Source organism: Metapseudomonas resinovorans DSM 21078, assembly GCF_000423545.1.
Classification (GTDB): Bacteria; Pseudomonadota; Gammaproteobacteria; order Pseudomonadales; family Pseudomonadaceae; genus Metapseudomonas; species Metapseudomonas resinovorans.
Genome location: NZ_AUIE01000002.1, coordinates 46,951 through 60,722, shown reverse-complemented (window position 1 = coordinate 60,722; position 13,772 = coordinate 46,951). Strand labels below are relative to the sequence as shown.

Annotated in this window: 10 protein-coding genes; 7 read left to right on the top strand and 3 right to left on the bottom strand. The window is 64.8% G+C overall.

All coding sequences use genetic code 11. The features are described from left to right. Positions 1 to 86 precede the first annotated feature (86 nt). On the top strand, positions 87 to 3,872 hold the full coding sequence (locus G559_RS0102820) for a bifunctional diguanylate cyclase/phosphodiesterase (RefSeq protein WP_028626793.1): 3,786 nt from the start codon (positions 87 to 89) through the stop codon (positions 3,870 to 3,872). A gap of 32 nt (positions 3,873 to 3,904) precedes the next feature. Here the strand turns inward: G559_RS0102820 and rimK are convergent, their stop codons facing one another. Beyond that, positions 3,905 to 4,810: a 30S ribosomal protein S6--L-glutamate ligase gene (gene rimK / locus G559_RS0102815; protein WP_028626792.1), complete on the bottom strand. Its 906-nt coding sequence runs from the start codon at positions 4,808 to 4,810 to the stop codon at positions 3,905 to 3,907. Beyond that, positions 4,807 to 5,271, bottom strand: coding sequence for a retropepsin-like aspartic endopeptidase RimB (gene rimB, locus G559_RS0102810; protein ID WP_028626791.1), 465 nt, complete (start codon positions 5,269 to 5,271; stop codon positions 4,807 to 4,809). The genes rimK and rimB overlap by 4 nt, the downstream gene beginning before the upstream one ends. Before the next feature lie 120 nt (positions 5,272 to 5,391). Here rimB and G559_RS0102805 point away from each other — a divergent pair, with 120 nt between their 5' ends. The 5 genes from G559_RS0102805 to G559_RS0102785 all read left to right on the top strand — a co-directional run bounded on the left by G559_RS0102805 (position 5,392) and on the right by G559_RS0102785 (position 11,423). After that, positions 5,392 to 5,793, top strand: a complete 402-nt coding sequence (locus G559_RS0102805; RefSeq protein ID WP_028626790.1) for an RNA-binding S4 domain-containing protein — start codon at positions 5,392 to 5,394, stop codon at positions 5,791 to 5,793. A 144-nt stretch (positions 5,794 to 5,937) separates the two neighbouring features. Further along, positions 5,938 to 6,825 carry an Hsp33 family molecular chaperone HslO gene (gene hslO, locus G559_RS0102800; protein WP_028626789.1) on the top strand — a complete coding sequence of 296 codons (888 nt, stop codon included), beginning with the start codon at positions 5,938 to 5,940 and terminating at the stop codon, positions 6,823 to 6,825. A gap of 194 nt (positions 6,826 to 7,019) precedes the next feature. Then, on the top strand, positions 7,020 to 8,564 hold the full coding sequence (locus G559_RS0102795) for a phosphoenolpyruvate carboxykinase (RefSeq protein ID WP_028626788.1): 1,545 nt from the start codon (positions 7,020 to 7,022) through the stop codon (positions 8,562 to 8,564). 201 nt (positions 8,565 to 8,765) lie between these two features. Continuing rightward, positions 8,766 to 10,703, top strand: coding sequence for a RecQ family ATP-dependent DNA helicase (locus G559_RS0102790; protein WP_028626787.1), 1,938 nt, complete (start codon positions 8,766 to 8,768; stop codon positions 10,701 to 10,703). Positions 10,704 to 10,820: 117 nt separating this feature from the next. Further along, positions 10,821 to 11,423, top strand: coding sequence for a nitroreductase family protein (locus G559_RS0102785; RefSeq protein ID WP_028626786.1), 603 nt, complete (start codon positions 10,821 to 10,823; stop codon positions 11,421 to 11,423). A gap of 104 nt (positions 11,424 to 11,527) precedes the next feature. Here G559_RS0102785 and G559_RS0102780 read toward each other — a convergent pair whose 3' ends face one another. Further along, entirely contained in the window at positions 11,528 to 12,427 is a 900-nt protein-coding gene (locus tag G559_RS0102780; RefSeq protein WP_028626785.1) for a LysR family transcriptional regulator, read from the bottom strand. Between the two features lie 105 nt (positions 12,428 to 12,532). On the opposite strand from G559_RS0102780, the gene G559_RS0102775 reads away from it, so the two are divergent. Next, on the top strand, positions 12,533 to 13,771 hold the full coding sequence (locus tag G559_RS0102775; RefSeq protein ID WP_028626784.1) for a 3-hydroxyacyl-CoA dehydrogenase: 1,239 nt from the start codon (positions 12,533 to 12,535) through the stop codon (positions 13,769 to 13,771). The last annotated feature ends 1 nt before the right edge of the window (position 13,772 follow it).

Here is a 13,772-nt window from a genome sequence, read left to right as displayed (position 1 = left end):
GGCGGTGATGCCACTGGGCCATTTTTTCGGGGTACGCTAGGCCGGCGCTGGGCTATCCTCAGCTTGCGCACCGACATGAGGTCAGTATGCCAGCTGCTCCCTTCCGACTGCCCCAATGGACCTGGTGGTTGCCTTTGCCGTTGCTGCATCTGGCGACCTGGATGTCCCTGGCGACACAGGCGACCAGCGGACTCGCAGTCTGGTACTTGCCCTTCGCCCTCGGCCTTGTGTTCTGCCTCTGGTGGGGCGCCCGGGTGCTGCCCGCCATCTACTTCAATGCCTTGCTCAGCGCCCCCTTGTTGGACCTGAACGGGTACTGGGCGCCGTTCCATGCACTACCGGAAACCCTCAGCGTCGCTGCGGGCTGGTGGGCACTCAAGCGGGCAGGCTGCCACGCCGATCTGCGGGACTTCCCCGAACTGCTGCGCTTCATGCTCTATGGCGTGCTGCTGCCGGTCAGCCTGCTGGTCTACGGCGAGCAGACGGCCTTGATGTTGGCCGGCAGTCCCGTGCGGGACAGTTGGGGCAATGCCGCCCTGCTGGTCTGGCCCGGAGCCTGCCTGACCACCCTGGCCGTGAGCCTGCCGTTGCTGACCTACCTGACCCCAATGTTCAGTCGCCGTGGCTGGGTGCCGGAGCCGGTGGAGGCATTGCCGGAAACCCTGCACCGCCTGCCGCCCTGGCAGCTGCTGCTGGCCCTGGCATTGCTCATCCCCTGGCTGCTGACGGTGGTGCCGCTGATCCTCACCTTGCCACCCATTGGCCTGATGATGCTCGGCCTGGCACTGGTCTGGGGGTTCCCCGGTGCCCTTTGCGGCGCCGGCCTCACCGCACTGACCGTGCTCGCCCTGCCGGCACTGCGTCAACTGGGTGGCGCGGCGCACATGGCCGAGCCGCAGTGGGGCGTCGAGCTCTACTTCAGCGTGCTGTTGCTGATGATGTCGGCACTGCTGGTGGGACGCAGCCTGAGCGACCTGCGCCTGGCCCTGGGTCGTCGTGACGAGATGCAGAAGGAGCTGGCCCTGACCAACCTGGCGCTGCAGGCCAGCCCCCTGGGGGTGACCATCGTGGATGCGCGCCAGGCCGATCAGCCGCTGATCTACTGCAACCCGGCTTTCGAGCAGATGAGCGGTTATCCGCGACAGGAGGCCCTGGGCAACCACTGGCGCTTCCTTCTCCACCACGACCGCAACCAGTCCGAGTTGCCGCGCCTGCAAGATGCCCTGCAACGCGGCGAACAGTGCCACCTGGTGCTGCGCAACTACCGCAAGGATGGCAGCCTGTTCTGGAACGAGATCACCGTGGCGCCCATGCGCGACGCCCACGGCATCAGCCACTTCGTCGCCCTGCAGCACGATGTCAGCAGCCGCGAGATGCTCTCCGAGGAACTGGATACCCGCCGTGACGAGTTGCTGCGCCAGACCCACCTGTTGAACCAGACAGAAGCCATCGCCGACATCGGCAGCTGGGTGTTGGAGATTGCCACCCTGAAGATGGCCTGGAGCGAGGGTAGCTTCCGCATCTATGAGCTGGACCCTGGCGCCGGTGCGCCCAGCCTTGGCCAGATGCTCAGCTTCTTCGATCCGGCCAGTCGCGCCATTCTGGAAGACACCCTGGAGCAGTGCCTGCGCAGCACCGAGCCCTTCGAGGTGGAGCTGCGCATGCAGGGCGCCCGGGGCAGCACGCGCTGGCTGCGGATCAAGGGCCTGGCCGAACACGATGGCGACCAGGTGATCCGTATCTACGGCGCCATGCTCGACCTGACCAGCCAGAAGCGCGCAGAACGCTTGCAGCACGAACGCGACAAGCACCTGCACCTGTTCTTCGAAGCGCCGCTGATCGGCATGGCCCTGTGCACCCCGGACCAGCGCTGGGAGGAGATCAACTACAAGCTCTGCAGCATCCTCGGCCGCTCCCGCGAGCAACTGCGGGGTGTCGACTGGATGAGCATGACGGTGGTCGAGGATCGTGCCGCCGAGGAAGCCTTGCTGGAAGAGGTGCGCAAGGGCGAGCGCGACGGCTACGAGCTGGACAAACGCTTCATGAAGGGCACCGGCGGTACCGTGCATACGCGGGTCAATGTGCGCGGTGTGCGTGACCTTGATGGCCAGCTCTATGCGTTGCTGGCGCTGGTGGAAGATATCAGTGCCCGTCGCGAGGCTGAGGCGCGCTACCGCACCCTCGTGGAGCACGCGCCGGAAGCCATTCTGGTATTCGACCCGCAGCGCGGCATCGTCGAGGCCAACGAGAATGCTGCGCGCCTGTTCGGCCTTTCTCGCGAACAGCTGCACGGCCACATGCCCACCGACTTCAGCCCACCGCTGCAGGCCGATGGCCGCTCTTCGCGGGAGCTGGGCAACGCCCACACCCGTGCGGCGCTCAAGGGGGAGACCCCGACGTTCGATTGGCTGATGCGTGACGTCAACGGCCGTGTACGCCCGTGCGAGGTACGCCTGGTGCGCCTGCCTGGAGAGGGAAGGCCGCTGATCCGCCTGAGCATTACCGATATCTCCGAGCGCCAGCGCTACCAGCGCGAGATCGAGCGCCTGGCCTATAGTGACGAACTTACCGGCCTGCCCAATCGCCGCCTGCTGCTCGACCGCCTGCAGCACGCCATGGCCCGCGAACAGCGCGAAGAGCGTTTCGGTGCGCTGCTGTTCATCGACCTGGATCACTTCAAGACGGTCAACGACAGCCTCGGTCACCCGGTGGGCGACGCCCTGCTGCGGGAAGTTACCGCGCGGCTCGCCGGTTGCCTGCGCAATGAAGACACCTTGGCGCGTCTCGGTGGCGACGAGTTCGTGGTACTGCTCGAGGCCATGGCCGATACCCCGGAGCAGGCCGGCAAGCTGGCCGCCGAGGTCGGGGACAAACTGCTGCAGAGCCTTCATGGCAGCTACATCATCGGCGAGCACGAGCTGGTGGTCAGCGCCAGCATTGGCATCGCCCTGCATCCTTTCGCAGAGCAGGTTGCCGCTGACGTACTCAAACAGGCGGACACCGCGATGTACCGGGCCAAGCAGTCCGGACGCAATGCGCTGCATTTCTTCGCCCCGGAAATGCAAGCGGCCATCGACCAGCGCCTGCAACTGCAGAACGAGTTGCGCCAGGCCATCGATCGCGGCCAGCTGGGGCTCGAATTCCAGCCCCAGCTGGCCCTGGCGGATGGCCGGGTACTGGGTGCGGAGGCCCTGATGCGCTGGCGCCACCCCACCCGCGGCGAGGTGCCGCCGGCGCAGTTCATTCCGCTGGCGGAAGAAACCGGCCTGATCATCGAACTGTCGGACTGGATGTTGGAGCGCGCCTGTACGTGCCTGGCCAACTGGCAGGCCGATCTGCCCTGGCTGGTGCTGGCCATCAACGTCAGCCCCCGCGAACTGCGCAAGCCTGGTTTCGTCGAGCGCATCAGCAGCGCGCTGCAACGCCACGGCGTGCCGGCGGGGCGGCTGGAGCTGGAAATTACCGAGGGCAGCCTGCTGGAAGAAGTCGAGCAGTGCATAGCCGCCATGCAGGCGCTCAAGGCCCTGGGCGTGCGTTTCGCCATCGACGATTTCGGCACCGGTTATTCATCCCTGGCTTACCTCAAGCGCCTGCCGCTGGACCGACTGAAGATCGACCGCAGTTTCGTCGATGGCCTGGCCGTCGACGCGAGCGATCTGGCCCTGGTGGAGACCATCCTGGCCATCGGCCGCAACCTGGGCCTGGAGTGCATCGCTGAAGGCATCGAGAGCGAAGAACAGCTATCCATGTTGCGCCAGCGGGGTTGCGAGCTGGGCCAGGGCTACTACTTCAGCCGGCCCCTGGACGAGGCCGGCTTCCGTGCCTGGATACGTGAGCGCGAGGGGCGGCAGGTGGTTGAGCGCAGTTTGTAGGGCGCCGCTGCCTTTTTGTGGGGGTTACCGGGTCACCCCTTGCCTTTCGTCCTGGTCGAGTTGGGGCAGGCGTTCTTTTCCAGGTACTGGATGATGATGCCGGCGACATCATGCCCGGTGGTGGTTTCGATGCCTTCCAGGCCGGGCGAGGAGTTCACCTCCATCACCAGCGGCCCGTGGTTGGAGCGCAGGATGTCCACGCCCGCCACCGACAGCCCCATCACCTTGGCGGCGCGAATGGCGGTCATGCGCTCTTCCGGCGTGATCTTGATCAGGCTGGCGCTGCCGCCACGGTGCAGGTTGGAGCGGAATTCGCCGGGCTTGGCCTGGCGCTTCATCGCTGCGATCACTTTGTCGCCCACCACGAAGCAGCGGATGTCGGCGCCACCGGCCTCACGGATGTACTCCTGCACCATGATGTTCTGCTTCAGGCCCATGAAGGCCTCGATCACGGACTCGGCGGCCTTCTCCGTCTCGCACAGCACCACACCGATGCCTTGGGTGCCTTCCAGCACCTTGATCACCAGAGGTGCACCGTTGACCATGCGGATCAGGTCGGGGATGTCGTCGGGGGAGTGGGCGAAACCGGTCACCGGCAGGCCGATGCCCTTGCGCGACAGCAGTTGCAGCGAGCGCAGCTTGTCCCGCGAGCGGGTGATCGCTACGGACTCGTTGAGCGGGAATACGCCCATCATTTCGAACTGGCGCAGCACGGCACAGCCATAGAAAGTGACCGAGGCGCCAATACGCGGGATCACCGCATCGAAGCCTTCCAGTGCCTGGCCGCGATAGTGGATCTGCGGCTTGTGACTGGCGATGTTCATATAGGCGCGCAGGGTGTCTATGACCACCATTTCATGGCCGCGCTGCTGGCCAGCCTCTACCAGGCGGCGAGTCGAATACAGGCGCGGATTGCGCGATAACACGGCGATTTTCATTGGGCACCCGGAAGGGAAAGTGTCGGTTTTTCCTGGACGTAGGTGAGGGCCGGGTTGACCACCAGTTGCGCCTGCACCAGGGCCTTGGAGCCCAGCAGTACGCGGTAACGCATGGTCTTGCGGCAGGCCAGGGTGAACTCGATGGGCCAGACCCGGTCACCCAGGGCGAGCAGGGTGCGGATGACGTAGCGGGTCTGTGCCTGGCCGTTGGAGCTTTTTATGGTCTTTACCGTTACGACCTGCGCCTCGCAGCGGTGACGCCGTTGCACCAGGGTGCCGAGGTGCGCGGTGAACCTGACCCAGCGCTCGCCGCTCTTCTCGAAGGGGACGATGTCGCTGGCATGCAGGGTGGAGGTGCTGGCCCCGGTATCGATCTTCGCGCGCAGGCCAACCATGCCAAGTTCTGGCAGGGCGATCCATTCGCGGAGTCCGATTACGGAGAGATGGTCGAAAGTCTTCAATGCAGGCTTTCCGGTAAAGTTGGCGCATTCTAGTGGGCCGATGTGACAACTGCATCAGGCCCTGGCTGAGCTTAGACCGGGCTGACGAATGGGGCAGCCCTGGCGGGATGGAAACGAGTGATGCGTGAGAAAGACGAAAAAGACGACAAGGTTCGCCTCGACAAGTGGCTCTGGGCTGCGCGCTTCTACAAGACCCGTGCCCTGGCAAAAGAAGCCATCGAGGGCGGCAAGGTCCACCACCATGGCGAGCGCTGCAAGGCGTCGAAGGAGCCGAGGGTCGGTGACGAATACGTGATCCGCGCGGGCTTCGATGAGCGCACCGTGGTCGTTCGCGCGCTCTCCGCAGTGCGTCGCGGGGCCCCCGAAGCGCAGGCCCTCTACGAGGAAACCGCCGAGAGCCTGACCAAGCGCGAAGCGGCCGCCGCCATGCGCAAGGCCGGCGCCCTGGGCATCCAGACCGACGGCCGGCCGACCAAGAAACAGAGGCGGCAGATCCATTTCCTGCGCGGCGGTCACGATTAGGACAGCGACGCAAAGGGGCGGCGCTCGGCATCGATAGAAAACACCCGCGCCGGCGATAGACAACCGGCCCTTGGTCAGCCAACGGATTTGCGCATAAAATCGCCAGCCTTTCGGCCAAATTGGCCCAAATGCAGCGAGTCCGGCATGACCGATTTCACCCAACGTTTTCTGTTCGACGACACCGATGTGCGTGGCGAACTGGTCTCCCTCGGCGAGAGCTACGCTCACGTCCTGGCCAAGCACCCCTACCCGGAGCCGGTTGCCCAACTGCTCGGTGAAATGCTCGCCGCCGCTTCCCTGCTGGTCGGCACCCTGAAGTTCGACGGTCTGCTGGTGCTGCAGGCGCGCTCCAGCGGCGCAGTTCCTCTGCTGATGGTGGAATGCTCCAGCGATCGTGAAGTGCGCGGCATCGCCCGATACCATGCGAGCCAGGTCACCCCCGGTGCCGGCCTGCACGAGCTGATGCCCGAGGGCTCGCTGACCCTGACCGTGGACCCGAAGCAGGGCCAGCGCTACCAGGGCATCGTCGCCCTCGAAGGCGCCAGCCTGGCCGAATCCCTCTCCGGCTACTTCGACAACTCCCAGCAACTGCCCACTCGGTTCTGGCTTTACGCCGATGGTCGCAATGCCCGTGGCATGTTGCTCCAGGCCCTGCCGGCCGACCGACTGAAGGATCCAGAGGCGCGCGAGGCCAACTGGCAGCACCTCACCACCCTGGCCGACACGCTGACCGCTGAGGAGCTGCTCGGCCTGGACAACGAAACCGTGCTGCATCGCCTCTATCATGAAGAAGCGGTGCGCCTGTTCGATCCGCAGGTCATCCATTTCCGCTGCAGCTGTTCGCGCCAGCGTTCGGCCAATGCATTGGTCAGCCTGGGTAAGGACGACGCGCAAGCCCTGCTGCAAGAGAGCGGCGGCAACGTGGTGATCGACTGCCAGTTCTGCAACCAGCGCTACAGTTTCGACGCGGCGGATATCGCCCAGCTGTTCGCCGGTGGCGGCAGTGCGGCGCCTTCGGAAACGCGCCACTGAATATGTAGCGTGCCCGCAAGGTCGCCGCGTGACCGGAGTGCGATTATCGGTCAGGAATATGCCCGGCTGACAGGAGGTTTCTACCCAAAGCGGGCTTTTCTGGCATAATCGCGCGCACTTTTTTCGCTGTAGGGGGTCGCAGTACCCACTACAAATCGTTTGGAGGACTCGGCTTTTCGCCGACGGGGAACCACATGACGCAAGCCAATACCGCCGTGTACACCGATATCAGCGCCGCGCAACTGGTCGAAGAGGCCATCCGCCGTGGCGAGGGTGAACTGGCCGCCAACGGTTCGTTGGTCGTCCAGACCGGCCACCGCACCGGTCGTTCTCCGGCAGATCGTTTCATCGTTCAAGAGCCGAGCACCGAAGCCAAGATCGCCTGGGGCAACATCAACCGCCCCTTCCCGGCGGATAAATTCGATGCGCTGTGGGCTCGTGTTGAAGCTTATGTGACCGAACGTGAGCGTTTCGTTTCGCATGTGCACGTTGGTGCTGATCCTGAGCACTACCTGGCCGTCAAGATGACCACCGAGACCGCCTGGCACAACCTGTTCGGCCGTTGCCTGTTCATCAACCCGGAACAGTACAACCCGCAGTCCCGCCAGGAATGGCAGATCATCAACGCGCCGAACTTCGTCTGCGAGCCGGAGCGTGATGGCACCAACTCCGATGGTTGCGTGATCCTCAACTTCGCCGCCAAGAAAGTCCTGATCGCCGGCATGCGCTACGCCGGTGAAATGAAGAAGGCCATGTTCTCCGTGCAGAACTTCCTGCTGCCGGAAAAAGACGTGCTGCCGATGCACTGCGCCGCCAACGTGGGCGAAGAAGGCGACACCACCCTGTTCTTCGGCCTGTCCGGCACCGGCAAGACCACCCTGTCCGCTGACGAAAGCCGTTACCTGATCGGTGACGACGAGCACGGCTGGGGCGTGGGCACCGTGTTCAACATCGAAGGCGGCTGCTACGCCAAGTGCATCGACCTGTCCGCGAAAAACGAGCCGGTGATCTGGAAAGCCATCCAGTTCGGCGCCGTGCTGGAAAACGTGGTGCTGAACCCGGAAACCCGCCTGCCTGATTACAGCGATGACAGCCTGACCCAGAACACCCGTGCCGCCTACCCGCTGCAGCTGGTCGAGAAGCGCGTCGAGGCCAACCGCGCCGGCGAGCCGAACGCAGTGATCTTCCTGACCTGCGACCTGACCGGCGTGCTGCCGCCTGTTTCCATCCTGAACAACGAGCAGGCTGCCTACCACTTCCTGTCCGGCTACACCGCGCTGGTTGGTTCCACCGAAATGGGTTCCGGCGGTGGCATCAAGTCCACCTTCTCCACCTGCTTCGGCGCGCCGTTCTTCCCGCGTCCGGCTGGCGAGTACGCTGAGCTGCTGATCAAGCGCATCCAGGGCTTCGGCTCCAAGGTGTACCTGGTCAACACCGGCTGGACCGGCGGTGGCTACGGCGTTGGCAAGCGCTTCAACATCCCGACCACCCGTGGCGTGATCGCTGCCATCCAGAGCGGTGCCCTGATCGGTGCCGAGACCGAGCACCTGGACACCATCAACCTGGACGTGCCGAAGGCCGTTCCGGGCGTCGAAACCAACCTGCTCAACCCGCGCAACACCTGGGCTGACAAGGCTGCCTACGACGAAGCTGCCAAGGCCCTGGCCAAGCAGTTCGTCGAGAACTTCAAGAAGTTCGACGTCTCCGACGCCATCAAGAACGCCGGCCCGCAGCTCTAAGCTGCACCGCGTCGAGAAAGCCGCCTCCGGGCGGCTTTTTCATTCCCGGCGAGCCCCGGCCCTCCCGTAGGATGGGTAGAGCGGAGCGAAACCCATCAAAGCGGATGATGGGATTCAAAGGCGAAACGTCGTACCCGGTTTCAGGCCCCTGCCGCGTTCATCGCGGTCCATGATCAATGCCCCATCAAAGGAGTGATCCCCATGCCCGCAACCAGCCTTGCCCGCGTCTTCGGCTACGACCATTTCCGCCCCGGCCAGGAAGCCGCCATCTCTGCCGTGCTGGCTGGCCGTTCGGCCGCTGCCATCTTCCCCACCGGCTCCGGCAAGTCGCTGTGCTACCAGTTGCCGGCCTTGCACTTGCCGCACCTGACCCTGGTGGTGTCGCCGCTGCTGGCGCTGATGCAGGACCAACTGGCCTTCCTTCACCGCCACGGCATCGCCGCCGCCAGTATCGACTCGGCGCAGAGCCGCGAGGAGGCCGCCGAGGTCATGGCCAGGGCGCGCTCCGGGGAACTGAAAATCCTGATGATCTCGGTGGAGCGATTGAAGAACGAGCGCTTCCGCAGCTTCATCCAGCAGGTGCCGATTTCCCTGCTGGTGGTGGACGAGGCCCACTGCATTTCCGAGTGGGGCCACAACTTCCGCCCCGACTACCTCAAGCTGCCCGAGTACCAGCGCCAGTTCGGCATTCCCCAGGTGCTGTTGCTGACCGCCACCGCGACGCCGACGGTGATCGTCGACATGCAGCGCAAGTTCGCTATCGCTGACGCCGATGTCATCACCACCGGCTTCTATCGCCCCAATCTCAACCTGCTGGTGGAGCCGGTGGCCGGCGCAGGCAAACTGCAGCGGCTGGTGGATTGGCTGGGCTCCCGCGTCGGGCAGCCGGCCATCGTCTACGTGACCCTGCAGAAGACCGCTGAAGAGGTTGCCAGGCAGCTCAGCGAGCGCGGCGTCGCTGCCAGCGCTTACCACGCCGGAATGCCCATGGAAGCGCGCGAGGTGCTGCAGCGCCGGTTCATGGCCGGAGAGGTCAATGTGATGGTCGCCACCATCGCCTTCGGCATGGGCATCGACAAGAGCGACATCCGCCAGGTGGTGCACTACGACCTGCCCAAATCGGTGGAGAACTACAGCCAGGAAATCGGCCGCGCCGGGCGTGACGGCCAGCCTTCGGATTGCCTGGTGCTGGCGAACCGCGACAGCCTCAACGTGCTGGAAAACTTTGTCTATGGCGACACCCCGGAGTCGTCCGGCATCCGCCAGGTGCTGGCGGAACTCAAGGCGGCGGGGCAGGGCGGCGACCGCTGGGAGCTGATGCTCGGCGCGCTCTCCGACCAGAGCAATATTCGCCAGTTGCCGCTCAAGACGCTGCTGGTGCAACTGGAGCTTCGCGGCATCATCGCGCCGCTGTTCGCCTACTTTGCCGAGTACCGCTTCAAGTACCTGATCGAGCCTGAAGCGCTGGTGGCGAAATTCGAAGGCGAGCGCCGCCAGTTCGTCGAAGCGCTGGTGCGCACCTCAACCCGCGCGCGCACCTGGTGCACAGTGGATTTCGACAGTCTCTACCGCCAGCACAGCGCCGAGCGCAGCCGCGTGGTGAAGGCCCTGGATTACTTCCAGGAGCGCGGCTGGATCGAGCTGGAGAGCAAGCAGATGACCGAGGTCTACGCCGTGCTGAAGCCCGACTTCGATACGCACGCGCTGGCCGCCGAGCTGCACAGCTACTTCCGCCAGCAGGAAGACAGCGAGATCGCCCGGATCCAGGCGATGCTGGCACTGTTCGCCAGCGAGACCTGCCTCAGCGCGCGACTGGCGCATTACTTTGGCGACCGCGACGTGCCGGAGCGTTGCGGCCACTGCTCGGTCTGTGAGGGCCGCGTAGCACGCCTGCCCGCGCCGCCGGCACTGGCTCCGCTTGCGGAGCGCAGCTTCAGTACCCTGTGCAACGGTTTCATCCAGCGCTTCGCTGAACTCAAGGGCGAACCACCCAGCGCCGAGTGCCTGACCCGTCTGCTCTGTGGCATCAGCGCGCCGCTCTTCACCCGGCTCAAGGCGCGCAACCTGCCGGGCTTCGCCGCGCTGGAGGCTTATCCCTACGCTGAAGTGCGCGACTGGGTGAGTCAGCAAGCAGGTTGAGACTCACACAGGCATTCTGATTTTTTGATGGGTTACATCATTAATCAGCGTTGGTAGCGGGCGTGTCGGCTGCTTAGGATGGCGCACTTTCAATTTCGCCACTCCAAGGAGCACTCCATGCATATCGATGAAGCCATCCGCAGCCGCCGCGCCATCAAGGGCTACGACACCAATCACAGCATCAGCCGTGAAGAGAAGGACGAGCTGCTGCAGCTGGCCCTGCTCGCGCCTACCGCCTTCAACCTGCAGCACGTGCGCCTGGTGGAAGTCAGCGATCCGGCGCTGCGTCAGCGCATTCGCGACGTGGCCTGGGACCAGGCCCAGGTGACCGAGGCCTCGATGCTGGTAATTGTCTGCGCCCGCCTCGATGCCTGGGAAAAGGACGCCGCCCGCGTCTGGGCCGAAGCCCCGCAGCCGGTGCAGGACTTCATGGCCGGCGCCATCGACAACTACTACCGTGATAAGCCCCGCGTGCAGCGTGATGAAGTGATGCGCAGCTGTGGCCTGGTCGCCCAGACCCTGATGCTCGCCGCTCGTGGCAAGGGGCTGGATACCTGCCCCATGGACGGCTTCGACTTCGACGCCGTCGCCGACCTGATCCGTCTGCCGGAAAACCACGCCATCGGCCTGATGGTGGCCGTGGGCAAGCAGACCGCCCCCGCCCACCCGCGCATCGGCAAGCTGGACTTCGACGAGGCGGTGATCCGCAACCAGTTCTGATGCCGTGATGCTGCACGCTCCGTAGGATGCGGTGGAGCGCAGCGATACCCATCGTCCAGTGGTGATGGGTTTCGCTTCGCTCGCGGAACGCCGCCCGACCCATCCTACAGACGCCCAATGGCCATCAAGCGTTCGATCAGCCATTGCAGCGCTTCGTCCTCCTCACGCTGGGCCACGCTCACCAGGTCGAGATGGAAGGGGCCGAGGGCGAAGGGCAGGGGCTGCACCCGCAAGGGCAACAGGCTGGCGAAGTGCTGGGCCAGCCGCGCCGGCAGCACCACGGTAAGGTCGGTACCGGCCACGATATGCGCTGCCTGCAGGTAGTTCGGCGTGGTGTAGACGATGTCCCGCGCCAGGCCCTGCTCCCCCAGCCACTGATCGACCATGCCTTTGGTCTGGCCACCGTGTACCCAGAGGTGACGTAGCCTGAGGAAGCTGGACAGGTCGGGCGCCTCCTGCAATTGCGGGTGGTCGTGGCGGGCCACCAGGCGCAGCGTCTCGCTCATCCAGCGGCGGCTGGCGAAGCGTGACGGAATGCTTTCGAAGCGGCCCAGCACCAGGTCCAGCTCACCCTGGTCCAGCGCCGCAGAGGGCAGGCTGGGGGACAAATGGCGGATGGCGATCTTCACCCCCGGCGCTTCTTCGGCCAGTTGCTGCAGCAAGCGTGGCATGCAGATCAGCTCCACGTAGTCGGTCAGCGCAATGGTGAAGCGCTGGCGACTGCGCGCCGGGTCGAAGCCTTCGCCGACCACCAGGCTCTGTTCGATCTGTTTGAGCGCAGCGCGAATGGGCGTTTCCAGGGCCAGCGCCCGCGGCGTGGGCTGCATCGCCCGGCCCACGCGTACCAGAAGCGGGTCGCCGAGCAGTTCGCGCAGGCGGTTGAGTGCATTGCTCACCGCCGGCTGGCTGAGGGACAGGCGCTCCGCCGCGCGGGAGACGTTGCGCTCGCGCAGCAGGGCGTCCAGCACCCGCAGGAGGTTGAGATCGAAGTTGGAGATATTCACCGGGGGAATGCCACGTATCACAAGACTAAATTTCAAAAATAGTACCGGCTTCCTTAAGGTGATTGGCGATTTTGTCTCCCCATCAGAACAACAAGAGGGCCACCCATGACCCAGCGCGTATTCAACATCCAGCGGGCCGCCGTGATCGGCGCCGGCACCATGGGCCGCGGTATCGTCATGAGCCTGGCCAGCGCCGGCCTTGAGGTCCGCTGGCTGGACAACAACCCGCAGATGCTCGAGCAAGCCCTGGGGGCGGTTGCCGACACCTACGCCCACAACGTGCGCCAGGGGCGCGTCAGCGAGGCCCAGGCTGCCGAGCGCGTGGCGCGCATCCAGGCGGTGGGCAGCTACGACGACCTGGCGGAGGTCGACCTGGTGATCGAGGCGGTGTTTGAAAACCTCGAACTCAAGCAAGCCATCTTCCGTGAACTGGATGCCCGCCTGAAGCCGGACGCCATCCTCGCCAGCAACACCTCGGCCCTGGACATCGACGCCATTGCCGCCATCACCCAGCGCCCGGAGCAGGTCCTTGGCCTGCACTTCTTCAGCCCGGCGCACATCATGAAGCTGCTGGAAATCGTCCGCGGCGCCCGCACCGCCCCAGCCGTTCTCGCCGCCACCCTGGAACTGGGCCAGCGCATGGGCAAGGTCAGTGTGGTGGCGGGGAACTGCAAGGGTTTCATCGGTAACCGCATGCTTCACACCTACGTGCGCGAGGCGCGGATGATGCTGCTGGAGGGCGCCTTCCCGCACCAGGTGGATAGCGCCCTGCAAGGCTTCGGTTTCGCCATGGGCCCGTTCCGCATGTACGACGTGGTGGGCATCGACCTGGAGTGGCGCGCCCGCGAATTGGCCGGCAAAGGCCAGGACGACCCGGCGGTGCAGGTGGACAACCGCCTCTGCGGCCTCGGTCGCTTCGGCCAGAAGGCGCGCATGGGCTACTACCGCTACGCCGAAGGCAGTCGTCAGGCCGAACACGACCCGGAAGTGGATGCCCTGGTGCTGCAGGTTTCCGAACAACTCGGCTTTTCGCGCCGCGATATCGGCCCGGAGGAAATCCTCGAGCGTTGCTTGCTGGCCCTGGTCAACGAAGGGGCGAAGATTCTCGAAGAAGGCATCGCCACTTCCAGCGCTGATATCGACACCGTTTACCTCAATGGCTACGGCTTCCCGGCGGACAAGGGCGGCCCCATGACCTGGGCCGACAGCCAGGGGCTGCCTGCCATTCGCGGGCGCCTGGATGCCTTGGCCGAGCGCTTCGGCACCCACTGGCAACCGGCGGAGTTGATTCGCCGGCTGGCTGAATCCGATGGCCGTTTTGCCGATTTCCAACAGGAGTCCTGAA

Excerpts from the sequence above, each read along its gene's own strand:
- hslO (WP_028626789.1), top strand. The coding sequence starts at position 5,938 with ATGACCGATTTCACCCAACGTTTTCTGTTCGACGACACCGATGTGCGT.
- G559_RS0102805 (WP_028626790.1), top strand. The coding sequence starts at position 5,392 with ATGCGTGAGAAAGACGAAAAAGACGACAAGGTTCGCCTCGACAAGTGG.
- G559_RS0102790 (WP_028626787.1), top strand. The coding sequence starts at position 8,766 with ATGCCCGCAACCAGCCTTGCCCGCGTCTTCGGCTACGACCATTTCCGC.
- G559_RS0102775 (WP_028626784.1), top strand. The coding sequence starts at position 12,533 with ATGACCCAGCGCGTATTCAACATCCAGCGGGCCGCCGTGATCGGCGCC.
- G559_RS0102795 (WP_028626788.1), top strand. The coding sequence starts at position 7,020 with ATGACGCAAGCCAATACCGCCGTGTACACCGATATCAGCGCCGCGCAA.
- G559_RS0102785 (WP_028626786.1), top strand. The coding sequence starts at position 10,821 with ATGCATATCGATGAAGCCATCCGCAGCCGCCGCGCCATCAAGGGCTAC.
- G559_RS0102820 (WP_028626793.1), top strand. The coding sequence starts at position 87 with ATGCCAGCTGCTCCCTTCCGACTGCCCCAATGGACCTGGTGGTTGCCT.
- rimK (WP_028626792.1), bottom strand. The coding sequence starts at position 4,810 with ATGAAAATCGCCGTGTTATCGCGCAATCCGCGCCTGTATTCGACTCGC.